Annotated in this window: 21 protein-coding genes; 16 read left to right on the top strand and 5 right to left on the bottom strand. The window is 71.4% G+C overall.

What is annotated here, in order from left to right; all coding sequences use genetic code 11:
- The first annotated feature begins 169 nt into the window (after positions 1–169).
- The 8 genes from ACZ4TG_RS00825 (at position 170) to ACZ4TG_RS00790 (ending at position 9870) form a co-directional block, all read left to right on the top strand.
- The gene (locus ACZ4TG_RS00825) at positions 170–1801 is read left to right on the top strand and encodes an AMP-binding protein (protein ID WP_468159146.1); all 1632 of its coding nucleotides are present in this window, start codon (positions 170–172) and stop codon (positions 1799–1801) included.
- Positions 1802–1823: 22 nt separating this feature from the next.
- Positions 1824–2321 carry an acyl-CoA thioesterase gene (locus ACZ4TG_RS00820; protein ID WP_468159144.1) on the top strand — a complete coding sequence of 166 codons (498 nt, stop codon included), beginning with the start codon at positions 1824–1826 and terminating at the stop codon, positions 2319–2321.
- A 119-nt stretch (positions 2322–2440) separates the two neighbouring features.
- Positions 2441–4837, top strand: coding sequence for a bifunctional salicylyl-CoA 5-hydroxylase/oxidoreductase (locus ACZ4TG_RS00815; RefSeq protein ID WP_468159142.1), 2397 nt, complete (start codon positions 2441–2443; stop codon positions 4835–4837).
- 12 nt (positions 4838–4849) lie between these two features.
- The gene (locus ACZ4TG_RS00810) at positions 4850–5941 is read left to right on the top strand and encodes a carbon-nitrogen hydrolase family protein (RefSeq protein ID WP_468159141.1); all 1092 of its coding nucleotides are present in this window, start codon (positions 4850–4852) and stop codon (positions 5939–5941) included.
- A complete protein-coding gene (locus ACZ4TG_RS00805) occupies positions 5938–7050 on the top strand; it encodes a cupin domain-containing protein (protein WP_468159139.1) in 1113 nt (370 codons plus the stop codon). The genes ACZ4TG_RS00810 and ACZ4TG_RS00805 overlap by 4 nt, the downstream gene beginning before the upstream one ends.
- 149 nt (positions 7051–7199) lie before the next feature.
- Positions 7200–8105: a fumarylacetoacetate hydrolase family protein gene (locus tag ACZ4TG_RS00800; protein WP_468159137.1), complete on the top strand. Its 906-nt coding sequence runs from the start codon at positions 7200–7202 to the stop codon at positions 8103–8105.
- A 9-nt stretch (positions 8106–8114) separates the two neighbouring features.
- On the top strand, positions 8115–8918 hold the full coding sequence (locus ACZ4TG_RS00795) for a maleate cis-trans isomerase family protein (RefSeq protein ID WP_468159136.1): 804 nt from the start codon (positions 8115–8117) through the stop codon (positions 8916–8918).
- A gap of 112 nt (positions 8919–9030) precedes the next feature.
- On the top strand, positions 9031–9870 hold the full coding sequence (locus tag ACZ4TG_RS00790) for a PaaX family transcriptional regulator (protein ID WP_468159134.1): 840 nt from the start codon (positions 9031–9033) through the stop codon (positions 9868–9870).
- A 13-nt stretch (positions 9871–9883) separates the two neighbouring features.
- On the opposite strand, the gene ACZ4TG_RS00785 is transcribed toward ACZ4TG_RS00790, so the two are convergent.
- On the bottom strand, positions 9884–11512 hold the full coding sequence (locus ACZ4TG_RS00785; RefSeq protein WP_468159132.1) for a carboxylesterase/lipase family protein: 1629 nt from the start codon (positions 11510–11512) through the stop codon (positions 9884–9886).
- Between the two features lie 283 nt (positions 11513–11795).
- Between ACZ4TG_RS00785 and ACZ4TG_RS00780 the strand changes: the two genes are divergently transcribed.
- From ACZ4TG_RS00780 to ACZ4TG_RS00755, 6 genes are all read left to right on the top strand, one after another.
- Positions 11796–12938 (top strand): ABC transporter substrate-binding protein, encoded by a 1143-nt coding sequence (locus ACZ4TG_RS00780; protein ID WP_468159130.1) that lies wholly within the window; start codon positions 11796–11798, stop codon positions 12936–12938.
- 1 nt (position 12939) lies between these two features.
- Positions 12940–13818: a branched-chain amino acid ABC transporter permease gene (locus ACZ4TG_RS00775; RefSeq protein WP_468159128.1), complete on the top strand. Its 879-nt coding sequence runs from the start codon at positions 12940–12942 to the stop codon at positions 13816–13818.
- Positions 13815–14792, top strand: coding sequence for a branched-chain amino acid ABC transporter permease (locus ACZ4TG_RS00770; RefSeq protein WP_468159126.1), 978 nt, complete (start codon positions 13815–13817; stop codon positions 14790–14792). The genes ACZ4TG_RS00775 and ACZ4TG_RS00770 overlap by 4 nt, the downstream gene beginning before the upstream one ends.
- A complete protein-coding gene (locus ACZ4TG_RS00765; protein ID WP_468159125.1) occupies positions 14789–15550 on the top strand; it encodes an ABC transporter ATP-binding protein in 762 nt (253 codons plus the stop codon). The genes ACZ4TG_RS00770 and ACZ4TG_RS00765 overlap by 4 nt, the downstream gene beginning before the upstream one ends.
- Positions 15547–16254 carry an ABC transporter ATP-binding protein gene (locus ACZ4TG_RS00760; RefSeq protein WP_468159123.1) on the top strand — a complete coding sequence of 236 codons (708 nt, stop codon included), beginning with the start codon at positions 15547–15549 and terminating at the stop codon, positions 16252–16254. The genes ACZ4TG_RS00765 and ACZ4TG_RS00760 overlap by 4 nt, the downstream gene beginning before the upstream one ends.
- Positions 16255–16401: 147 nt before the next feature.
- Positions 16402–17805 (top strand): alpha/beta hydrolase family protein, encoded by a 1404-nt coding sequence (locus ACZ4TG_RS00755; protein WP_468159122.1) that lies wholly within the window; start codon positions 16402–16404, stop codon positions 17803–17805.
- A 23-nt stretch (positions 17806–17828) separates the two neighbouring features.
- On the opposite strand, the gene ACZ4TG_RS00750 is transcribed toward ACZ4TG_RS00755, so the two are convergent.
- Positions 17829–18854 (bottom strand): YncE family protein, encoded by a 1026-nt coding sequence (locus ACZ4TG_RS00750; RefSeq protein WP_468159120.1) that lies wholly within the window; start codon positions 18852–18854, stop codon positions 17829–17831.
- A 127-nt stretch (positions 18855–18981) separates the two neighbouring features.
- On the opposite strand from ACZ4TG_RS00750, the gene ACZ4TG_RS00745 reads away from it, so the two are divergent.
- Positions 18982–19887, top strand: coding sequence for a LysR family transcriptional regulator (locus tag ACZ4TG_RS00745; protein WP_468159118.1), 906 nt, complete (start codon positions 18982–18984; stop codon positions 19885–19887).
- 68 nt (positions 19888–19955) lie between these two features.
- Here the strand turns inward: ACZ4TG_RS00745 and ACZ4TG_RS00740 are convergent, their stop codons facing one another.
- On the bottom strand, positions 19956–20831 hold the full coding sequence (locus tag ACZ4TG_RS00740; RefSeq protein ID WP_468159116.1) for an NmrA family NAD(P)-binding protein: 876 nt from the start codon (positions 20829–20831) through the stop codon (positions 19956–19958).
- 110 nt (positions 20832–20941) lie between these two features.
- Positions 20942–21673 carry a TioE family transcriptional regulator gene (locus tag ACZ4TG_RS00735; RefSeq protein ID WP_468159114.1) on the bottom strand — a complete coding sequence of 244 codons (732 nt, stop codon included), beginning with the start codon at positions 21671–21673 and terminating at the stop codon, positions 20942–20944.
- A 58-nt stretch (positions 21674–21731) separates the two neighbouring features.
- Between ACZ4TG_RS00735 and ACZ4TG_RS00730 the strand changes: the two genes are divergently transcribed.
- Positions 21732–22937 carry an erythromycin esterase family protein gene (locus ACZ4TG_RS00730; RefSeq protein WP_468159112.1) on the top strand — a complete coding sequence of 402 codons (1206 nt, stop codon included), beginning with the start codon at positions 21732–21734 and terminating at the stop codon, positions 22935–22937.
- 106 nt (positions 22938–23043) lie between these two features.
- Here ACZ4TG_RS00730 and ACZ4TG_RS00725 read toward each other — a convergent pair whose 3' ends face one another.
- Positions 23044–24204 carry an agmatine deiminase family protein gene (locus ACZ4TG_RS00725; protein ID WP_468159110.1) on the bottom strand — a complete coding sequence of 387 codons (1161 nt, stop codon included), beginning with the start codon at positions 24202–24204 and terminating at the stop codon, positions 23044–23046.
- Positions 24205–24354: the final 150 nt, after the last annotated feature.

Here is a 24354-nt window from a genome sequence, read left to right as displayed (position 1 = left end):
AATCACTCGGTGTGACCGAATCGTTCCGGTGGGGTGACGCCCGCGGTCCGGTGAAGGGTCACGCAACCCGCTGTTAACAAAATCAGGTATTGCGCATCATTGACGGTCGCAAGATTAGCGAGATACTTGCTCCATTCTCCCCGCTGCCCCGAGATTGAGGTGCCGCCCCATGGAGCTCTCCCCGTCTGCTCACATCGACACGTTCTGTCGCGATCGACTCCCGCCCTTCTCCCTCTGGCCCGAACTGCACTTCGACCTGCCCGAGTTGCACTACCCGGACCGGCTGAACTGCGCCGAGCGCCTGCTCGACGACTCCGTCCGGCGCTGGGGGGCCGAGAGGCCCGCCCTGCTGACGCCCGCGGACCGCTGGACGTACGGTGACCTGCTCGAACGCGCCAACCAGGTCGCCCAGGTGCTCACCGAGGACTTCGGCCTCGTCCCCGGCAACCGGGTGCTGCTGCGCGGCCCCAACAACCCCTGGCTGGTGGCCGCTTGGCTCGGGGTCCTGAAGGCCGGCGGTGTCGCCGTCACCACCATGCCGCTGCTGCGTGCCGGCGAGCTCGCGGAGCTGCACGAGATCAGCCGGCCGACCGTCTCGGTCTGCGACCACCGCTACCTCGACGAACTCGCCGCCGTCGACGCTGCCGCACCGGCCGTGCTGGCCTACGGGGGTCCCGGCCGGGAGGACCTGGTCGCGCGCTGCGCCGCGAAGGACGGGCGGTTCTCCAATGTCGCCACCGCGGCCGACGACGTCGCCCTGATCGCCTTCACCTCGGGCACGACCGGGCGGCCCAAGGCGACCCTGCACTTCCACCGGGACGTCCTGGCCAACGCCGACACCTTCTCCCGCCATGTCCTGCGGCCGCACCAGGACGACGTCTTCACCGGAACCCCGCCCCTGGCCTTCACGTTCGGGCTCGGCGGACTGGTGGTCTTCCCGCTGTACGCGGGTGCGTCGACCCTGCTGGTCGAACAGGCCGCCCCCCAGCAGCTGGCCGACCTGGTGGAGGGGCACGGGGTCACCGTGCTCTTCACGGCGCCCACCGCCTACCGCGCGATCATGGCGGCCGGGGCGGTGCGCCGGCTGGCCGGCCTGCGCCGCTGCGTGTCCGCCGGAGAGGCGCTGCCCGCGGCCGTGTGGGAGGAGTTCCACGCCGCCACCGGGCTGGGCATCATCGACGGCATCGGCGCCACCGAGATGCTCCACGTGTTCATCTCGGCCTCCGACGGCGAGATACGTCCCGGCTCCACGGGCAAGCCGGTCCCGGGATTCCGCGCCCGCGTGGTCGACGAGGAGGGCCGCCCCGTCCCGGACGGGCGGCCCGGCCTCCTCGCGGTCACCGGCCCCACGGGCTGCCGGTACATGGAGGACCCGCGCCAGACCGTGTACGTCCGGGACGGCTGGAACATCACCGGCGACACCTACATCCGGGACGCCGACGGCTACTTCTGGTACGTGGCCCGCAGCGACGACATGATCGTCTCCTCCGGGTACAACATCGCCGGCCCCGAGGTCGAGAAGGCGCTCGCCGCCCACCCCTACGTCGAGGAGTGCGGAGTCGTCGGGGCCCCCGACGCCAAGCGCGGAATGCTCGTCAAGGCGTACGTGATCCTGCGCCCGGGCGTCGTGCCCGACGCGGCGACGGTCAAGGAGCTTCAGGACCACGTGAAGCGAACCGTCGCGCCCTACAAGTACCCGCGCGCCGTCGAGTTCGTCACCGATCTCCCGCGCACCAGCAACGGAAAGCTCCAGCGCGCCGAGCTGCGCAAGCGCGCGCACGCCCCCGCCACCACCGGCTAGCAGTCGAACGAAAGGCACGATCATGGACACCTCCAGCACGCGGCAGGCGGCCTCCGCACCGACGGACAGCTGCGCCGCCGGATGCCCCGAAGCCCTCGCGCAGAACCTGCCCAGCGTTGTCGTCGAGCGACGCGTCGAATGGCCCGACACGGACGCTGCCGGCCACTACCACCACTCCACCGTGGTGCGCTGGGTCGAGGCGGCCGAGGCCGTCCTGCTGCGGCGGCTGGGACTGGCCCACCTCTTCGGCAGCACGCCCCGGGTTCACTTCGAGGCCGACTACCGGGCCCGGCTGTGGTTCGGCGAGACCGTCCGCACCGAACTGAAGGTGGTCAAGGTCGGAACCAGCTCCCTGCACTACGCCTTCACCGTCCGCGGTGAGGGGGAGGAGCCGGCCGCCAGTGGGCGCATGGTCATCGCCCACTCCGCTTCGCGCGCCACCGGTTCCACGGCCTGGCCCGACGAGGTGCGGGAGGTCCTCACCAAGGCCGGTCCGCAGGCTCCCGAGCTCTTCGCGTGATGCGACGTGATGCGACGTGATGCGACGTGATGCGATGCACCGAACAGGATGTGCCGCATTCTTGACGACCGACAAAAGAGCGACATATTCTGTTGTCCGGAACCACTAGGAGGAACACCGTGCGTGTAGCAGTCATCGGAGGAGGGCCCGGCGGGTTGTACTTCGCGGCCCTGGCCCAGCAGCTCTCACCGGAGTGGGAGATCGCGGTCTGGGAGCGCAACGCCCGTGACGACGCCTTCGGTTTCGGTGTCGTCTTCTCCGACGAGACGCTGGACGGCATCGCGCAGGCCGACCCCGAGGTGTTCGCGGCCATGTCGGCGGAGTTCGCCCGGTGGAGCGACATCGACGTCCGCTACGGCGGCCAGGTCCACGTCTCCGGCGGCCACGGCTTCGCCGCCCTGGACCGCAACCGGCTGAGGGAGATCCTCCAGGGGCGCTGCGCGGACCTCGGGGTCCAGGTGCACTACGGCACCGAGGCGCCGCCCGTCGAGGAGCTCTCCGCCGACTACGACCTGGTGGTCGCCGCGGACGGAATCCGCTCCACGGCCCGCGAGACGTATGCGAGGAGCTTCCGCCCGGACCTGGACGAGCGCCACTGCCGCTACATGTGGCTGTCCACCGACCGCGTCTTCGAGGCCTTCACCTTCATCGTCGAGAAGCGGGACTTCGGCTCCGTCCAGGTCCATGCCTACCCGTACGACGGCAAGCGCAGCACCTTCATCGTCGAGATCGCGGAGGACGACTGGCGGCGGGCGGGCTTCGAGGCCTTCGCCGACCGGGAGTTCGCACGGGGGGAGAGCGACGAGGCGAGCGTGCGGCTGTGCGAGGAGATCCTCGCCGACCACCTCGACGGCCACCGGCTGATCCCCAACGCCTCCAAGTGGATACGCTTCACGACCGTCCGCAACGCCTCCTGGCGCCACGGCAACGTGGTCCTGCTCGGGGACGCCGCGCACACCGCCCACTTCTCCATCGGCTCCGGCACCAAGCTCGCCATGGAGGACGCCCTGGCCCTCGCCGCCTGCCTGCACGAGCACCCCGACGTGACCTCGGCGCTCGCCGCCTACGAGGCCGAACGCCGGCCGGTGGTCGAATCCACCCAGCGGGCGGCCCAGGCCAGCCTCGAATGGTTCGAGAACGTCGGCCGCTACACGGCCCAGGAGCCCCCGCAGTTCGCCTTCAACCTGCTCACCCGCAGCCGCCGCGTCACCTACGACAACCTGCGCGTACGCGACGAGGGATTCACCGCCGCGGTCGACTCCTGGCACGTCGGCCGGAGCGCGCTGACGGCCCTGCGGCCCGGCGCCGCCGCCACCGTCCCGCCGATGTTCCGCCCGTTCCAGCTGGGCGGCCTGCACCTGCGCAACCGTGTGGTCGTACCGCCCACCGCGCTGTACACGGCCCGGGAGGGGGTGCCCGGCGACTTCGAACTCGTCCACCTGAGCACCCAGGCCCTGGGTGGCGCCGGCCTGGTCTTCGCCGGCATGACGGCGGTCGGCGCGGACGCCCGGGCCACCCCGGGCTGCCCCGGCCTGTACACGGACGAGCAGGAGGCCGCCTGGCGGCGCATCACGGACTTCGTGCGCGGCCAGTCCGACACCTGCCTCGGCATCCAGCTCACCCACGCCGGGCGGCGCGCCGCGACCGGTGTTCCCCGACCGGACGGCAGGGCCGTCCCGCTGGGAGCCGACGGGTGGCCGCTGGTCGCCGCCTCCCCGCTGGCCTGGGACGAGAACGCCGGTGTCCCACGGGAAGCCACCCGCCAGGACATGGACGACATCGCAGGCGACTTCGTCCGCGCGGCCGAACGCGCCGAGCGCGCCGGCTTCGACGCCCTGGAACTCCAGTACGGCCACGGCCACTTGATGTCCGGCTTCCTCTCGCCGCTGACCAACGTGCGGACGGACGGCTACGGCGGCAGCCTCGCGGGCCGGCTGCGGTTCCCCCTGGAGGTGCTGCGCGCCGTGCGTGCCGTCTGGCCCGAGGGCAAGGCGCTCGTGGTCCGTGTATCCGCCGCCGACTGGGCCGAGGGCGGCACCAGCGAGGCCGATGCGGTGGAGATCGCCCGCGCTCTGGGCGAGGCAGGCGCCGACGCGGTCGACGTGTCCACCGGCGAGGTCGTCGCCCACGAGCGCCCCCGGTACGGCCGCAGCTACCAGACGCCGTACGCGGACCTGATCCGCAACGCCACCGACGTCCCGACCATCGCCGTCGGCGCGATCTCCACGTACGACGACGTCAACTCGATCATCCTGGCCGGCCGGGCCGACCTGTGCGCCGTCGGCCGTGCGCAGCTGCACGACCCCCTGTGGACCCTGCACGCGGCGGCCGCCCAGGGCTACAGCGGTCCGGCCGCCCCGTGGCCCGCCTCCTGGCGGGCGGGCAGCCGCCGCCCGCCGGGTGCGCGCACCGACCGCGTTCCGCCCCGCCTCCACCTGCTGCGCGAGGCATCCGCACCCGTGCACCAGCGCTGGGTTCCGCACGTCCCCGCCGCCGCTGTCGCGGCCACCCGCTGACCTGGAGAACCGATGGACAATCTGCCACGCTTCACCGCCGCGGCCGTGCAGGCGGCCCCCGTGTTCCTCGACGCGGCCGCAACCGTGGACAAGGCGGTCGGGCTCATCGCGCAGGCGGCGGCTGCCGGAGCCGAACTCGTCGTCTTCCCCGAGGTGTTCGTCCCCGGCTACCCGTACTGGAACTGGACGATGAACCCGGTCCAGGGCTCGCCCTGGTTCGAGCGCCTCTACCGCTCCGCGGTCGACGTCCCCGGCCCGTACGTGGACCAACTGCGCGCCGCGGCCCGCCAGTACGGGGTCGTCCTCGTCATCGGCGTCAACGAGCGCGGCCCGCACAGCCTCGGAGTCCTCTACAACACCCTGCTCACCATCGGCCCGGACGGGGAACTCCTCGGAGTCCACCGCAAGCTGGTGCCCACCTGGGCCGAGAAGCTCACCTGGACCGGCGGGGACGGCAGTTCGCTCAAGGTCCACCGGACTCCCGTCGGCCCGCTCGGCGCCCTCGCCTGCGGCGAGAACACCAACACCCTGGCCCGCTTCACCCTCCTCGCGCAGGGCGAACTGGTCCACGCCTCCTGCTACATCGCCCTGCCGGTGGCCCCCGCCGACTACGACATGGCCGAGGCGATCGCCGTCCGTACCGCCGCCCACAGCTTCGAGGGCAAGGTGTTCTCCGTGGTCGCCTGCTCGACCATCTCTCCGGAGATCGTCGACCTCCTCGCGGGGGACGACGAAGAGCTGCGCAAACAGTTCACGCGCCCCCGCAGCGCCCTGTCCGGGATCTTCGGCCCCGACGGCCGGCCGGTCACCGAACCGCTCGTCGACGACGAAGGCATCGTCTATGCCGAGATCGACCTCGCCCGGTGCATCCAGCCCAAGCAGATGCACGACATCGTCGGCCACTACAACCGCTTCGACGTCTTCCAGCTCCACGTCGACAACCGCCCGCGCACGCCGGTGACCTTCGCGACGGATCCGGCGCACACCGCGGCACCCCACGCCACCCCGGCGCCCCGCTCCACCGGCCTCACCGAACACACCGGCACCGACCACACCGGCACCGACCACACCGGCATCACCGGCATCACGAAGGAGGACGCATGACCACCGAGTACGACGACAGCCAGCTGGGCCGAGCACGGGTGTCCGACTCCCCTGAACTCGCCGCGTTCTACGGCGAACTCGCCCAGCTCGAAGCCGGCGCGCTGTGGACCGTGGCCAACGACATCGAGCCCTGGTACCCGCAGCCGAAGTCCGTCCCCGTGCTGTGGCGCTACAGCGAACTGCGGCCCCTGGTCCGCAAGGCCCTGGACCTGGTCAAGGCCGACGACGCCGGCCGCCGCGTCGTGATGCTGGTCAACCCGGGCCGCAAGGACGTCAGCGCCGCCGTCGGTCTCCTCTACACGGGCCTGCAGATCATGGGACCCGGTGAGGCGATGACCGCCCACCGCCACCAGGCCGCCGCGCTGCGCTTCGTCCACGAGGGCACGGGCGCCTGGACCATCGTCGACGGGCAGAAGCTGAAGGTGGGACCCGGCGACTTCGCGATCACCCCGAACGGCACCTGGCACGAACACGGGAACGAGGCCGACGACGCACCGGTGATCTGGCAGGACGGCCTGGACATCCCGCTGGTCAACGCACTGGACGCGGGCTTCTACGAGGTCCACCCCGAGCTGTACCAGACCCCGGGAAAGGTCATCAACTCCTCGGTCCTGACCTACGGCGCGAACCTCCTGCCCTACGGCGTGGAGAAGTGGACCCGGCCCTACTCGCCGCTGCTCGCCTTCCCCTGGGAGCCCACCTACGAGGCCCTGCTGGGCCTGGCGAAGGCCACCGAGGGATCCCCGTACGACGGAGTGATAGCGGAGTACACCAACCCGGTCACCGGCGGCTCGGTGATGCCCACCATGGGCGCCCACATGCAGCTGCTGCGGCCCGGGCAGGCCACCCTCGCCCACCGCCACACCGGATCGGTCATCTATACCGCCGCCAAGGGGCGCGGGGTCTCGGTGATCGCCGGACAGCGCTTCGAGTGGACGCAAGGGGACATGTTCTGCGTCCCCTCCTGGGCCTGGCACGAGCACCGCAACCTCGACGAGTCCGAGGACGCCTGCCTGTTCTCCTTCAACGACTTCCCCGTGATGCGCTCCCTCGGCTTCCACCGCGAAGAGGCGTACACCGACAACGGCGGGCACCAGCCCACCGCCTGAACCGCTCCGCCGTGCCGGACGCCGCCGGCCCTGACACCGGCGCCGGCCCGGCGGAGCACCGATCCGGGGCGGCGGTGGAGCAACCTGAGTTCTGCCGCCGTCCCACCCCTCCGCAGCAACCCCATCCCCATCACGCGCAAGGAGCACCCATGCGGCTGGTCACCTACACCCTCGACGCCTCGCCCCTCCGCCTCGGTGCGCAGGCCGACGACCTGGTCGTCGACCTCGCCACCCTGGCCGACCTGGTCGGCGTACAGCTGCCCGCGGACCTCCTGTCGTTCATCCAGGCGGGCCCGGACGCCCAGGACACCGCGCGCCGCCTGCTCGCCGGCGGCCCCGCCGCCTGGCCGGCCGGTGCCGTGCACCGGATCGACGAGGTGTCACTGCGGGCCCCGCTGCGCCCCGGCAAGATCATCGGGGTCGGGCTGAACTACGTCGAGCACGTCGAGGAGTCCAGCCGCAGCCTGGACACCGACAAGGAGCGGCCCTCGCGCCCCGTGCTCTTCAGCAAGCCCGCCACGGCCGTCACCGGACCCGGCCAGCCGATCCTGCACAACGCGGACCTGACCACGCAGCTGGACTGGGAATGCGAGCTCGCCGTCGTCATCGGCCGCACCGCCCTCCGGGTGAGCGAGGAGGAGGCGTACGAGCACATCTTCGGCTTCAGCATCGTCAACGACATCAGCGCCCGCGACCAGCGCCGCTCCGGCCAGTGGTTCTTCTCCAAGGGCCAGGACTCCTACGCGCCCTTCGGCCCCGCCGTCGTCACGGCCGACGAGATCCCGGACCCCATGGACCTCGACCTCTCGCTGCGCGTCAACGGCGTCACCAAGCAGAAGTCCAACACCCGGCACATGCTCTTCCCCATCGCCCGCCTCATCGCCGACATCTCCTCCGGCGTCACCCTGGAGCCCGGAGACGTCATCGCCACCGGATCGCCCGCAGGAGTGGGAGCAGGCATGGTCCCGCCGGAGTTCCTGCACCCCGGCGACACCGTCGAGGCCACCGTCGAAGGCATCGGCACCCTCACCAACCCCGTCGTCGACGCCCGCTGAGGAGCGACCATGACCCACGCCGCCCACCCCACCTACCGCATCGGCCAGATCGTGCCCAGCTCCAACGTCACGATGGAGACCGAGGTCCCGGCGATCCTGCGCGCCCGGGAAACCATCGCGCCCGAGCGCTTCACCTTCCACTCCAGCCGGATGCGCATGACCCATGTGACCCCGGAGCAGCTGAGGGCCATGGACGCCGACTCCGACCGGTGCGCCGTCGAGCTCTCGGACGCGCACGTGGACGTGCTCGGCTACGCCTGCCTGGTGGCCATCATGAGCATGGGGCTCGGCTACCACCGCACCTCCGAGGAACGCCTGCACGTCCGTACCGTGGAGAACGGGGCGCCCGCCCCCGTCGTCACCAGCGCCGGAGCCCTCGTGCACGGCCTGCACACCCTCGGCGCGAAGAAGATCGCCCTGATCGCCCCGTACATGCGCCCGCTGACGAAGACCGTCGTCGACTACCTCACCCACGAGGGCATCGAGGTGCTCGACTACCGGGCCCTGGAGATCCCCAACAACCTCGACGTCGCCGCGCACGACCCCGCACGCCTCCCCGGGCTGGCCCAGGCCATGGACCACGGCGACGCCGACGCGGTGGTGCTCTCCGCCTGTGTCCAGATGCCCTCGCTGGGCGCCGTCGAGGAAGCCGAACAGCTCCTCGGCAAGCCCGTCGTCTCGGCGGCGGTGTGCACAGCCCACCAGATGCTGCGCGCCCTCGACCTGCCGGCCGTGGCCCCTGGAGCGGGCCATCTCCTGTCCGGGGCCTACGCGGAGGCGCCGCCCGTGCGACCGTCGTCCACCGCGCCGTGACGGCGCCGCGCCGCCCCGTCGTCGCACACCCGGCCCGCCGTGAGCTGGACCTGGACGGTGTCCCGTCCGCCCGGCTCGGTAGGATCGCGACCGCACACGACGGAAGGCGATCATGGCGGACAGTCCCCTCAGGCCCAGCTCGTTGATCAACACGGTCTACGGGGCGTTCGCGCGCCGGCTCGGCGGCTGGATCTCCGTCGCCGACCTGGTCACCCTGATGTCGGAGCTGGAGGTCGACGGTCCGGCGGCGCGCTCGGCGATCTCCCGGCTCAAGAAGAAGGGCGTACTCGAACCGGAACACCGCGGCGCCACCGGTTACCGGCTCAGCCCAGCCGCGCAACCCGTCTTCGACGAGGGCGACCGGCGCATCTTCGGCAGCCTCGAACCGGCGAAGCTGAGCGACGGCTGGGCGATGGCCGTCTTCTCCGTACCGGAGTCCGAGCGGTCGTACCGCTACCAGCTGCGCACCCGGCTGACCTGGCTGGGCTTCGGGAACATCGCTCCGGGCGTGTGGCTGGCACCCGGCCGGCTCCTCGGAGACGCCCGCGACATGCTCATCCGGCGCGGTCTCAGCGACTACGTGCATCTGTTCGCCGCGGACTACGCCGCCTTCAGCGACCTGCCCGGGACGGTCAGCTCGTGGTGGGACTTCCCGGCGATCCAGGCGCAGTACGCCACGTTCACCGACGCGTACGCTCCCGTCGCCGCGGGACTCGCGCAGCAGCGCGAGATCACCGGCGGCGAGGCCTTCCGCCACTACGTCCCGATGCTCACCCAATGGCGCCGGCTGCCCTACCTCGACCCCGGCCTGCCCAGCGAGCTGCTCCCCGCCGACTGGAACGCGGTTGCCGCGCGCCGGACCTTCCAGCAGCTGCACGAGGTACTCGCCACGCCGAGCCTGCTGCACGTACAGCAGGTCACCGGCTTGGAAGAGGCGACGCCCGGTTCCTAGAGCGGCGGTGTGGCTACGGCACGGCCGGATGGTGCAGGCGGCGCCAGTATCCCGCGATGTCCTCGGTGGCCGTGGTGACCGAGTCGAGGGTCATCGTCGTACGGGAGTCCCGGCCGTAGCGGTCCCACTGGGGCATGGGGTGGTGGTTGGGGTCGCCCGTGCGGATGAAGGAGATCCAGGACGCGTGCACGGTCGCGGCGAGACCGTCACGGACCCTGGGGCCGAGCCCCGCGAGGAAGGGGGCCTGCGACCACTTGTCGAAGTTGTTGAACACGAACGGCAGCTCCAGGCAGTGCGCTGCCGCGAGTTGACCGTTGTGCGCGGGCGTCGGGAGGTTGAACTGGTACGCCCAGACCGGACGTCCACGGGCCGCCCGCCGTTCGGCCAGCGCCACGCAGGGCATGCGGAACAGGTCGTCGGTGATCAGATCCATGAGCACGTCCAGCGGGCGGGCACCCGGCCGGGCCTCCTCGTAGGCGGTGTACGCCTCGGGAGCCCGGCTCCCGAAGGTGTCCCGGGCCCTGGCGAGCACCTGGTCCCTGGTCGCGGTGGCGTACGGCTCGCTGAGCGCGAAGGCGAAGTTCGCCTCCTCCCTGGTCCAGCCGATCAGGACCTCGATGTCCGCCCCGGCCCCGCTGAGCAGCAGGTCGGCGGGGTTGCGGTCCAGCGTGACCTCGTCGAGCACGGGCAGGAACGGGGTCGACCAGTACCCCCACTGTCCGGTGCGCCCGAACATCTCGAAGGTGGCGGCGATCAGACGCGGCCAGGGCACGGCCCGCAGCTCCGCCACGTTCTTGGCTCCGGCGATGTCCAGGAAGGTGGCGGTGCGCTGGAGTGACTCGGCGCGCGTGGGGATCTTCAGCCCGAGCGGCGGGCTCTGCAGGATCGCGCGCCGGAACAGCGGGCGGCCCTTGGTCCGGGCGCCGGCCAGCGCCGCGACCGACAGTGCGCCGCCGGACTGTCCGGCCACGGTGATGTTGTCCGGGTCGCCGCCGAACGCGGCGATGTTGTCCCGTACCCAGTTCAGCGCGGCGAGTTGGTCGGTGAGCCAGAAGTTCCCGCCGGCGCCGTCCTCCCCGAAGTAGAGGTAGCCCAGCGGACCGAGCCGGTAGTTGATGGTCACGACGACGAGGTCGCCGTTCCGCGCGAAGGTCTCGCCGGAGTAGTTCGGCAGCGACCCGGATCCGGAAATGAAGCCGCCGCCGTGGATCCACACCAGCACCGGCCGCTTGGTGCCACCGGCTCCGGGGGTCCAGACGTTGAGGTTCAGGCAGTCCTCGTCGAAGGGCGGCGAGCCGTGCGTTCCGAGCACTTGGTCGCCGCCTTCGCGGTAGGGCTGCGGTGCGCTCGGCCCGAAGGCGGTCGCATCGCGCGTCCCCTGCCATCCGGGGTGGGGCTGGGCCGGCCGCCAGCGCAGAGCGCCGACCGGCGGCGCCGCGTAGGGCACGCCCTTGAACACGGCGAGGCCTCCTTCCGTGCTTCCGCGCAGCCGGCCCGCGGGAGCCTCCACCACGGGCGAGGACGCGGCTGTGTGCGGGTCGGCCTGAGCCGTGCCCCCGCCCGGCATGCCGGAGAGCAGCGCGGCACCGGCCAGCACCCCGCTGTTCTTGAGGATGTTGCGCCGCGATGGATAGTCGGTCATGGTGCTTCACTCCCTGACTGATCAAGAGCCCGTCGCCGAATCGGCATAGCGTCATTTTGACGAGGGTCAGTGTTACGACATGTATCGGGCCAGGGTCAAGGGGTGAGGCCCCCGAGCCGCCAGTGATATCGCGAACTCTTGACGTACGTCGGTGATACGCGATAGACACGTGTCACCTCCACCCTCAAGGCAGCCTCATCAGCAACATCCGGCCCTCCAGGGCCGGTTGACAACGTTCGGAGTTTCCATGGCAGGTCGATTTCGTCCCGTTGGTCTGATCGCCGTGACGACGGCAGCCCTCTTCCTGGCCACGGCATGTGGGGGCGCCAGCCTGGGGACAGGCGAGGCGGACAAGCAGAACGGGCCCGTGAAGATCGGGCTCCTCGTCCCGCAGTCGGGGACCTACAAGGCGCTGGGCGACGACATGAAGCAGGGCTTCGAGCTCTACGTCGAGCGGCACGGCGGCAAGCTCGGCGGACGCGACGTGGAGATCGTGATCGCGGACGAGGGGGAGACGGCCGACTCGGGGAAGGCGGCGGCGGAGAAGCTGGTCAAGCAGGACCGCGTACTGGCGGTGAGCGGCGTGGTCAGCTCGGCCACCATCAACGGGGTCAAGGACCTGTTCGAGAGCGGCAAGGTCCCGCTCGTGGGCTCCAACGCCTCGCCCACGACCCTGACGGGGACCAAGTACATCTGGCGCACCTCGTACGTCAACGACGAACCAGGCAAGGCGCTGGGCAAGCACGTGGCCGAGAAGGCGGGCGGCCCGGTCTTCCTCATCGCCGCGGGCTACCAGGCGGGCAAGGACGAGGTGGACGGCTTCAAGTCCACCTTCCTCCCGGCGGGCGGCAAGATCGCGGGGGAGGAGGTCTACACGCCGTTCCCCGGGACCAAGAACTTCCAGCCGTACCTCGCCCAGATCGAGCGGTCCGGCGCCAAGGCCGTCTTCTGCTTCTACGCCGGCGGCACGGCCGTCGACTTCGTCAAGCAGTACCGGGACTTCGGACTGGCCGGCAAGATCCCGCTCTACGCGCCCGGCTTCCTCACCGAGGGAGGCGTGCTCAAGGGGCAGGGAGAGGCGGCCGAGGGCATCCTCACCGCCCTCAACTACAGCGCGGACCTCGACAACGCGGCCAACAAGCAGTTCGCCCCGGCCTACACGTCCGCCTACGGCGCCGACCCGACCACGTACGCGATGGCCTCATGGGACGCGGCACAGGTGCTCGACCAGGCGATCAAGGCCGCCGGTGACACGGTGACCTCGGAAACGGTCAACGCCGCCATCGCCAAGGTGGGGGACATCGACAGCCCGCGAGGCACCTGGCGGTTCAACAACGGCGGCACGCCCATCCAGCCCTGGTACCTGCGCGAGGTCAAGCAGGGGGCCAACACCGTCAGCTCCGAGCTCGGCCGACTGGGCGGCTGACATGTACGGATGGTTGGACGGCAACTTCGTCAGCGTGATCGACGGGGTCGCCTTCGGTCTGCTCCTGTTCACGATCGCGGTCGGCCTCTCCCTGGTCTTCGGCATGATGGACGTGCTCAACCTGGCGCACGGCACGCTCTACCTCGCCGGGGCCTACGTCGCCTACGCACTGTCCGACGGCACCCTGTGGGGTCTGCTCCTCGCGCTGGCGGCCGGCGTTCTGGTGGGCACCCTGGGCGGGGCGGCGCTGACGTTCCTCACCCAGCCGCTGGCCCGGCGCGGGCACCTCGACCAGGCCGTGCTGACCCTCGGCGTCACCTTCATCGTCGCCGACCTCCTCGCCGCGGCGTTCGGCGGGGAGGTGCTGCCCACCGACCCGCCGACCTCGCTGCGCGGGACGGTGGACCTCCTCGGCCACGCCTATCCGGTCTACCGGCTCGTGTTCATCGGCGTCGCGACCGGCCTCGCCGCCGTCGTGTACCTCGTGTTCGAACGCAGCTCGCTGGGAGCACTGGTACGGGCCACCGTCGCGGACCGGGACATGGTCCGCGCGCAGGGCGTGGACATCCGCAAGGTGCTCTACGGCGTCTTCGCGCTCGGCGCGGCCCTGGCCGTGGTCGGCGGTGTCCTCGGGGCCCCGATCCTGGGGCCCGGCCCGGGCGTCGACGAGACCGTCCTCGTCCTCTCGCTCGTCGTCGTGGTCGTAGGCGGTCTCGGATCCGTGCGCGGCGCGCTCGCCGGCGCGCTCCTCATCGGCCAGGTGCAGACGCTCGGGGTGGCGCTGCTCCCGGAGTACGCCCCCTTCCTGCTCTTCGGCACCATGCTGGCCGTGCTCGTCGTCCGCCCGCACGGCCTGATCCCGTCGGGGGTGCGCGCATGAGCCCCTCCGGAGCCGACGGATCCGCCGCACGGCGGCTGTCCATGACCGCCGTTGCCCTCGGGCTCGCGGCGGCCCCCTTCGTCCTCGGTCCGTACGCCGTGGGCACCCTCTCGCGGATCCTGGTGTTCGCCCTCCTCGCGATCAGCGTGAACCTGCTCACCGGCCTGACCGGACTGCCGACCCTCGGACAGTCCGCCTACTTCGGCGTCGGTGCCTACACGGCGGCCATCGTCGCGACGCGGCTCACCGACGTCGGGGTACTCCAACTGCTCATCGCCGCAGGAGTTTCCGCGCTGGTGGCCATCCCCACGGGATGGCTGGCGGTGAGAGCCCGGGGAGTGGTGTTCCTGATGCTGACGCTGGCCATCGGCGAGATCGCCTACAGCGCGGCCGTCAACTGGAAGTCGCTGACGAACGGCACCGACGGCGTGTCGGGCATCCCGCCCGTGGTGCCGTTGCCGGGCATGGCCGCGCTGGAGCTCGACGGACTGGTGTACTTCTACGTCCTGGCCGTGTTCCTGGCGCTCTTCGCGGTCGTCTCCCGCCTGGGCTCGACACCCTTCGCCCTCGCCCTGCGAGGGATCCGCGACAACGAGCGCCGCATGAGCGCGATCGGATACCCCACCCGGCGGTACGCCTTGACGGTCTACTGCGGCGCCGGTGCGCTGGCCGGCGTCGCCGGCGGCCTGTGGGTGTCGGTGCAGCGGTTCGTCTCGCCCGGCGACGCGGGATTCGAGATCGCCGCCCTGGCCCTGCTCGCCGTCGTCATCGGCGGCTCCGGCTCGATGTGGGGGGCCTGCGCCGGAGCCGCGCTCGTCTGGCTCACCCGTGACTACCTCGGAAACCTCGAAGCCGTCGCGGGGCGAGGGCCGCTGTTGCTCGGACTGTTCTTCGTCATCGCCGTCTACGCGCTGCCCCGCGGGCTGGCCGGCGTACGGCTCCCGCACAGGCTGACCCGGAAGAGGACGGCGTGACAGAACACGATCTACTGGAACTGCGCCGGGTATCACGGCACTTCGGCTCCTTCCGTGCCCTGGACGAGGTCGACCTCACCGTGCGAGCGGGCGCCCGGCACGCGGTCATCGGCCCGAACGGCGCGGGCAAATCCACGCTGTTCGGCCTGATCTCGGGAACGCTCGCGACGACCTCCGGAACCATCCTCGTCGACGGCCGGGACGTGACCGGGCTGCCCGTCGACCGCCGGGTCGGACTCGGTGTCGCGGCGACGTTCCAGCACTCCAGTCTCTTCATGCGCGAGACCGTGCTGGAGAACGTCCTGCTCGCCGTGCTGTGCCGGGCCGGTTCCGGACTCGGCGGCTGGCGGAAGGTGAGTGCCCGGACGACGGCGATCGCGCAGGCGCGCACGCTGCTCGAGCGGGTGGGCCTGCCCGCCCGGCACGGTGTCCAGGCGGCCGCCCTCTCGCACGGCGAAAGGCGGCAGCTGGAGGTCGCCGTCGCTCTGGCCACCGAACCCCGGCTGCTGTTGCTGGACGAGCCGGCCGCCGGCATGTCCCCGGCGGAGACGGCGCGACTCACCGAACTCCTCGCAGCCCTGCCGGCCGAAGTGACCGTACTCCTGATCGAACACGACCTCGACATGGTCTTCGAGCTCGCGGACACGGTGACGGTCATGCACCTCGGCAGACACCTGAAAACCGGGTCCCCTGATGAGGTGCGGGCCTCCAGCGAGGTCCAGAGCGCCTACCTCGGCACGATGGAGGCCGCCTCGTGAAGCCGTTCTTCAGCGTGCGTGGCCTGAGCTCCGGTTACGCCGGAGGCGTGGTACTGAGCGGTGTCGATCTCGACCTCGACGAAGGCGGGATCGTCGCGGTCCTCGGCCGCAACGGGGTCGGCAAGACCACCCTCATCTCGACCGTCATGGGATTCCTGCGGCCGTACGAAGGCAGCGTCACCCTCGGCGGCCGGGAGATCGCCGGGGCCCGTGTCGATGTGATCGCCAGGGCAGGGGTGGGTGTCGTTCCCCAGGGCCGCCGGGTCTTCGCGCCGCTGACCGTGGCCGAGCACCTGGCGATCGCCTCGCGGCGTTCGACCCGGGGCCCGTGGACAAGGGCCCGCATCCTCGAACTGCTCCCGCGGCTGGGGGAGCGGCTCGGGCACCGCGGTGACCAGCTCTCCGGGGGAGAGCAGCAGATGCTCGCGATCGCCCGGTCCCTGCTCGGCAATCCGCGTCTCCTGCTGCTCGACGAGCCGTCCGACGGCCTCGCCCCTGCGATCGTCGCCCAGGTGGGTGACGTCATCCGAGAGGTGAGCGCGCAGGGCATGTCGGTGGTCCTGGTCGAGCAGAACCTGGGGCTCGCCCTCTCCGTCGCCCGGAACGTGGCGGTCATGCAGAAGGGCCGCATCGTCCACGAGGCGGCCTGCGCCGAATTCCGGTCCAGCCCCGAAGACCGGCGGCGCCTGCTGGGGGTCGAGTGACCTGCTGCACGTCGAGTGACCTGCTGCGCGACGAGTGAGCGCACTGCGCCCTCCCGCCGCCCGGGACGTCCCGGGCGGCGGGAGGGCGTGGGCCGTTCGGAGCAGACGAGATGTCGCCGTACCCGGTCGCGGCTACGTTCGGCGGATATGACACGCGTACCGAACGACGGTGGGTCCGGCCCCACCCGCCGCGCCCTCCTCGTCGCCGGTGCGGGGACGGCGCTCGCCGCGGGCTGCGCCCCCGCCGGTGCACCCGGCGCGGCGGCGCCCACCGCCGGCGGCTCCGCCTCGCCCCGCCCGGCCGCGGCCGACCCCACCCCCGGCGCGATGACGCTCTTCAAGGACCCGGGGTACAACTTCAACGGCCTCCTCGCGCTCGGCGCCGCCGGCGCCGGCGCCAGTGAGGTCGGCGAGGTCCTCACCGCCGTGAACGCGATCAACCAGGCCGGCCTCTCCGCGCAGACGTACGTCGACACCTTCCGCAAGCTCGGCGACCAGCTCCTGAAGGCGCCCCCGGGCGCCCCGGCCGACGCCCAGACCAAGCGGTTCCGGGCGCTGCGCGCAGCCCAGTACTACGGCCAGGCACTGTTCTTCGTACTGGGTTCCGACGACCCGGCCGGCGAGGAGAAGCTGTACCGGGCCGGGCGCAGCGCCTGGGACAGCTTCTGCGACCTCTGCGAGCCTGCCGCGATCAAGACCACCGTCCCGTACGGCACGACGCCGTTGCCGGTGTGGTTCTTCCGTCCCGACGAGTCGAACACTCCCCGCCCCACCGTGATCCTCACCAACGGCAGCGACGGCCAGAACGTCGACATGTGGACCTACGGCGTTCCGGCCGCACTCGAACGCGGGTGGAACGCGCTCGTCTACGACGGTCCGGGCCAGGGACAGCTGCTCTTCGTCGACCGGGTGGTGTTCACCCCCACCTGGGAGAAGGTCGTCAGCCCCCTCGTCGACTGGCTGTCCGCCCGATCCGACGTGGACCCCCGCAAGATCGCCCTGACGGGGCTGAGCATGGCGGGTGACCTCGCCCCGCGGGCCGCGGCCTTCGAAGACCGGATCGCCGCACTCGTAGCCATGCCCGGCTGCGTCGAGCCGTGGCTCGGCTTCCCGCCCGAGATCCGGCAGATCCTCACCACCAGCAAGGAGAAGACGAACGACATCTGGAACAAGGACGTCGTTCCCGAACTGCCGCCGGACGCCGCCGCCGTCATGAAGAAGCGCTTCGAGCCCTTCTCCGTCCCGGCCATGCTCGACGCCCGCCAAGGCAAGCTGTTCACCGACTTCTACACGCCCGCCACCCGTATCCAGGCCCTGACGATCACCTCCGTCATCAGCCGGATCAAGGCACCCACCCTGGTCCTGGACTACGACGACGAGCAGTTCTACCCGGGCCAGCCGCGCCGGCTGTACGACGCGCTCACCTCACCCAAGGACTACCTGAAGCTGACCGCAGCGCAGGGCGCGCAGCTCCACTGCTCCCCGATGGCCCCGCAACTGCACTGCGAGGTCGTCTTCGACTGGCTCCAGAGCACGCTGTCGGGCAGCTGAGCGCCCGGCACGGAACGCAGCGGTCAGGCACCGGGGACGTAGGCGAGCCCGTGTGCTCCCGGCACTCCCGCGCGGTCGACGTGCAGGGTCGCCACCGGCGCCATCCGCGCCAGGTCGACCACCGTCACCGTGCTGGACGAGACCGCCGCGACGTAGCCGTACCTGCCGTCGGGTGACGAGGTGATCGTCAGGGGGAAGGCGCCGACCTCCACGCTGCCGTGTTCCTCACCGTCCTTCCCGTACACGTGCAGGAGCCCCGGTTCCTGCTCGCCCAGCGCCGAACGGCCCGCCCCCATGCGCAGTTCCCCGGCGAGGACCAGATCCGTGACGGTGACGTGGACGGGGAAGACGAAGCCGTCCGTCCGGTGCGTCCGGACCACGGCGCCCGTGGCCGTGTCGATGACCCGCACCCCGGCGTCCGGAACCGGCCCGGTGACCGCGAAGTCCCCCTTGGGGGCGGCCGCATAGACGAACCGTCCGTCGCGCGACGCCGCGATTCCCTCGCTCCCGGGAACCTCGATGCGGCCGGCCACGGCTCCCGTACCGATGTCGACGACCGAGAGGAAGGCCGCCTCCTTGTTGGCGCTGTACGCACGGCGGCCGTCCGGCGTGAGCGTGAACCAGTGCGGGCCGGGGGCGCCCACCGACAGCCGCCTCACCGGCTTGAGGGAGTCCGCGTCGAGCGCGACCAAGGCACCCTCCTCGTCGCCGTGCGCCTCGACGCTCACCCACAGGAGCTCGCCCGAGGGGTCCAGGGCGATGCCGTGCGGCGCGCGTTCCGGTGCGAGGTCGACGATGTCGACGATCCGGCGCCGATCGGGATCGATCACCACGAGCTCGTGGGCGCGCCCGCCGTTGGCGTGGTAGTAGCCGGACCGGTACGTGATCGTGGCGTAGAGCCGCCTCCGCACCGGGTCGAAGCACAGCTCGTGCGGCTCGTTCGGGACCTCCAGCACTCCCAGCCGGCGGAAGTCCACGGCGTCGAAGAAGGTGATCGTGGGGCCGCTCTGGCTCGCCACGGCGAGTACGTCCTGCATGGTCTGTGTCATGCCTCAAGCCTGGGCGGCCACCCGGATTAACTCCAGTGCAGTTATGGCAAGGTGTGATTGCATGCACCGAAATGAAGCTGGTCGCGCGGCAGTTGCGCGGACCGGCCTGTGAGGGGGGACACATCTCGTGGACGGACTCGACAGACAGCTGGACCTGAACCTGCTCGTGGCCCTCGACGCGCTGCTGGAGGAGGAGAGCGTCACGGGGGCCGCGGCCCGGCTGCACGTGTCCGCGCCCGCCATGAGCCGCACCCTCGGACGCATCCGTACGGCCCTCGGCGACCCCGTGCTCGTCCGCGCCGGAAGGCACCTCGTCCCCACCCCGCGCGCCGTCGAACTGCGCCCGCGCGTCCACGCCCTCGTCCACCAGGCACGCGCCCTCCTCGTACCCGAACCCGCCACCGACCCGGCGCAGCTGTCCCGCGACTTCACCGTCCAGGCGAGCGAGATGGTCCTCGCCGGTCTCGCCCCCCGCCTCGTGCGCGCCGTCGCCGGCCGAGCGCCCGGCGTCACCCTGCGCTTCATGCCGGAGGCCATGGAAGGCACGCCCGCCCTGCGCGAGGGACGGCTCGACCTGGAGATCGGCGTCATCGGCCACCCCGACCCGGAAACCCGGATCGAGCCCCTCGGCCGGACCCGCCTGCTGGCCGCCGTACGCGCGGGACACCCCCTGGCCGCCCGCAAGACGGTCACCGCCAGGGCCTTCGCCGCAGCCGACCACATCGGAGTGTCCCGACAGGGCCGGGTCCGGGGCCCCATCGACGACCGGCTGGCCGAGCTCGGGCTGCGCCGCCGGGTGGTGGCCGTCATGCCGGGCTGGAGCGCCGCGCTCTTCCTGTGCCGCGACACGGACCTGGTCTGCCTCACCCCGGCCGGCGGCGCCACGCGGCAACTGGACGCGCTGGGACTGCGCACGCTGGAGGTACCACTGGAACTGCCGTCCGTGATGCTCGACATGGCCTGGCACCCGCGCAACGACGCCGACCCGGCGCACACCTGGCTCCGGGACCAGGTCCGGGACGCCTGGCACTGACTACCGCGTACGCATCAGCAGGCGGCCCCGTCGATCCCGGGCGACAGCCGCCACCGTGGCGGCCCGCGTCACTTGGCCAGCAGCGGACGCAACTGGGCGTACGCCCATCCGCTGAACAGGGTCGGGGTGGTGGTGAGCAGGTCACGGGGCTGCTCGGGCACCAGGTCGTGCGATCCGACGGCCATCCCGACGATCCCCTCCACCGCGGAGGGCGGCAGCCCGGCCGCGCGCATCGCGTCCCGCGCCGTGCCGGCGTCGAGGGGGTTGAGCCGGATCTCGCGCCCGAGCACCTCGGTGAGGATCTGCGCGACCTGGCGGAAGGAGAGGTCCTGCGGTCCGTGGACGGCCTGCACCGACCGGCCCTGCCAGGTGTCGTTCAGCAGCCGGGCCGCGACCACTTCCGCGATGTCGCGCGGATCGACCCAGGGCATCGGGCGGTCGGGATCGAACGCCGTGGCCAGGACGCCCTGGGAGAGCCCGTCGAGGTCCATCAGCAGGTTGGTGAAGAAGTACGCGCACCGCAGGTGCAGCACGTCCACCCCGGTTGCATCGAGCCGCTCCTCGATCCCGCCCAGGGCGTCGATGTGTCCGACCCCGTGCCGCTTCTCCGCCCCGATGCTGCTCAACAACACCACCCGGCCCACATCACCGGCCCGGGCGGCTTCCACCAACGGCGCCGCGGTCCGCAGTGAGGTCCCGATCGAATCCGCCGCCGTGTGGGGAGTGGGATCCACCCAGAAGACGGTCCGCACCCCCGCCACCGCCTCACGGACGAACCCGGCGTCCGTCAGATCCCCCCGGCGCACATCGACCCGCGCACGGGTCGCCTCGTCCAGGCGGCCGGGGTCGCGCACCAGAACGCGGGGCCGGACGCCTGCCTGGAGCAGCAGCCGCACCACGCGCGATCCCACGTGTCCGGTCGGTGTGGTGACCACGATGGTCATCGGAGACATCCCTTCCGTGGACTTCACTGGCCTTCCACGCACTCTAGAGGAACCCGTACCCTCGCTCCCGAAGGCGCCGGGTGTCCCGCGCCGTCTCTCGTCCGCTCTCATCAGCGCGCGCGGAGGTACGCCTCCAACTCGGCGGCCCCGGTGAGCATCGCCCGCCCGCGGGCCGACAGCCGGCCGTGCCAGTCGCCCAGTGCGGCCTCCAGCGGCTCCAGCCCGCCGGCCGCCCGCACCTGGGCGATCAGCGGGGCGATCTGCTCCAACAGATAGCCGCCCCGCCGGAGTTGGTGGACAAGCCGGGCATCCCGTACATCGGCCTCGTCGTAGACGCGATACCCGGTCACCGGGTCGCGGCGCGGGTGGACCAGCCCGGCGCGCTCCCATGCGCGCAGCGTCGCGGGCCGGATTCCCAGCCGCCCCGCCAGCGGCCCGACGAAGGTGCCGCCGGGCCCGGGCGCCGCCCCGTCGGGTTCGGACGCCGCGGTGGGGGTCAGGTCGCGCAGGGCGTTCTCCACGGCCTGAAGGGTCCGCCGGTCGTCGAGCAGTTGGGCGTGGCTCTCGTCGATGAGACGGAAAGCCTCGTCCACCGCGCCCCGGTTCACGGCCCGCATGATCGACGTCGCCGTCCGGTGGCCGTGGCCGGGCGCCAGGGCGAGGAACGCACCCAGGGCCCGCGCGTGCAGCGGGGTGTAGGTGCGGTAGCCGTGGGCCGTGCGGCCGGCGGCCGGGAGGATGCCGGCCTCCTCGTAGTTCCTGATGGCCTGCGTGGACAGACGGTGCCCGCGCGCCAGGTCGATCGGCCTGAGCTGCCCACCGCTTTGAAGGTTTCGTCCCACGGGACCGACGATACCGCGCAAAAGTTTCAACCGGAGGTTCAACGATAGCGTTGAAGCCATGGTTACCGACATCAAGGACACCGCTCATGCCGTCGAGGCCGCGGCCGTCATGAAGCTGCTTCCGGTCCGACCGAGGCTGCTCGCCCTGGGCGAGCCCACCCACGGCGAGGACACCCTGCTCGACCTGCGCAACGAGCTGTTCCGCCAGCTCGTCGAGCAGGAGGGCTACCGGACGATCGCGATCGAGAGCGACTGCATCACGGGCCTGGTCGTGGACGACTACGTCACCTCCGGCCAGGGCACCCTCGACGAGGTGATGGAGCGCGGATTCAGCCACGGGTTCGGCGCCTCGGAGGCCAACCGCGAACTCGTCCGCTGGATACGGGAGTACAACGCCGGCCGGCCCGCGTCCGAGCGGCTGCGCTTCGCCGGTGTCGACGGCCCGCTGGAGATCACGGGCGCCGCGAGCCCCCGGCAGGCCCTCACCGCGCTCCACGGCTACCTGGCCGCCCAGGTGGACCCGGGCCTGCTCCCCTGTACCGCGGAGGCGCTCGGACGCCTGATCGGCGACGACGGCCGGTGGACCGATCCCGCCGTGATGATGGACCCGGCCCGGTCCGTGGGGCAGTCGGCCGAGGCGAGGGAGCTGCGCGTGCTCGCCGACGATCTGGTGGCGCTGCTCGACGCGCAGACGCCGTACCTGATCACGGCGACCTCGCGGGACGACTGGGAGCGGGCGCGCCTGTTCGGGCGCACCGCCACCGGCCTGCTGCGCTACCACTTCTGGATGGCCGACCCCTCACCGGCCCGCATGACCCGGCTGCTCGGCGTGCGGGACCAGATGATGGCGCACAACCTCCTCGCCGTCGCCGCTCGGGGCCCGGCACTGGTCCACGCCCACAACGCCCATCTCCAGCGGGAGAAGAGCTCGATGCGGATGGGCGGAGTGCGGCTGGAGTGGTGGAGCGCCGGCGCGCTGGTGAGCGCCCGACTCGGCGAGGAGTACGCCTTCCTGGCCACGGCCCTCGGCACGATCCGGCACCACGGAGTGGACACCCCTGCGCCGGACACCGTCGAAGGACTCCTGTACGCGCTCCCGGAGGACCGGTACGTCGTCGACGGGCCCCGGCTGGCCACCGCTCTGGGCGACACGCGGCTCGCTCACCGCGTGTCCCCGTACTACGGCTACGCCGCGTACGACCCGGGCCACCTGGCCGGCAACGACGGGATCGTGTTCGTCAGGGACGTCCCGCGCGCGCACTGAGTACGAGGCGCCCCTGAGGCTCAGTACGGCGCCCGAGGCGGCGCGGGCGCCGGGCCGGTTCACCGGATCCACGGACGAGATGTGGACCAACCTCTGAGTTCGACGTTCAGGCGGCGGGCTTGCCGGGCTGGTCGTGGGTCGAGCAGTGGATGCCACCGCCGCCGGAGGCGATCGTGTCGATCGCGACCGGCACGATGTCCCGCTGGGGGAAGTGTTCCCGCAGGATGCCGCGGGCGCGGTCATCGGCCGTGCGGTCACCGAACCGGGGCATGAAGACGGCGTCGTTGGCGATGTAGAAGTTCGCGTAGGTCGAAACGAAGTCGTCGCCCACGCCCGTGATCTTGTTCAGGTCGGGCTGCGGCAGGTCGATGACCTCGAAGCGTCGGCCACGGGCGTCCGTCGCCTTCGACAGCACGGACTTGGCCTGGTCGGCGGAGCGCGACCACGAGTCCGGCGGGGTGCCGGGGTGTGCGCGGTCCAGCAGGACCACGCCGGGCGCGGCGAAGCGCACGAGGCTGTCCACGTGGGCGTCGGTGATGTCCTCCCCGCGCACCCCGGCCAGCCAGAGCACCTTCTCGACGCCCAGTGTCTGCTTGAGCCCGGCCTCGATGGCGTCCCGGCTCTTGCCCCGGTTGCGGTTGTCGTTGACGATCGAGCTCTCGGTGATCAGCAGGGTGCCCTCACCATCGGGCTCGAAGGAGCCGCCCTCCGCGACCAGCGGGGCCTTGATCCGGGGGATCGCGAACTTCTGCAGCAGGTTGCCGCCGACCGCCCCGTCGTTCTTGTGCTCCTGCTTGTTGCCCCAGCCGTTGAAGTTGAAGTCGACCCCGGTGACCTTGCCGCCCTGCTCGACGAAGACGGGGACGGTGTCCCGGGCCCAGAGGTCGTCGACGGCCATCGGGATGACCTCGACCTGCGAGCCGCACGCCCGCTGCGCCGCGTCCGCCTGATCGGGCCGGGCCATCATGACGACCGCCTCGTACTCCCCGATCGCGCGCGCGATCCGCGCGATGTCCTCGCGTATGTAGGGCAGGTCCTTCTCCCAGACCGAGGACAGGGCCGGCCAGGACATGAAGGTGCGGGTGTGGCTCTCCCACTCGGCGCCGAGGCGACGCTTTCCGCCCGTGGGGGTGGGCTGGGAGGTTCCGCCGGTCGCTCCGGCCTGCGCTCCGTTCGCGGCGGAGCCGCAGGCCGAGGAGCCCAGGACGAGTGCGCCGATTCCGGCGAGGGTCCGAAGGGCGGTGCGGCGGGTGGGGGGAGGGAACACGGGAGCTCCGATCGTGGGCTGCCGGAGGGTATCCGGCCGGGGCAGGCGCGCGGTGTGCAATACCGGCCCATACGGACAACAGTGCGCGCTTCGCCCCGGGACCAGCCGGAATGGACGATAGGCGCCATGGCAACTGCCGCCACTCTCTCA

It is taken from the genome of Streptomyces sp. NPDC028314 (assembly GCF_055565795.1).
The sequence above is the reverse complement of the archived record's forward strand: the minus strand, read 5'-3'. Positions and strand labels throughout refer to the sequence as shown.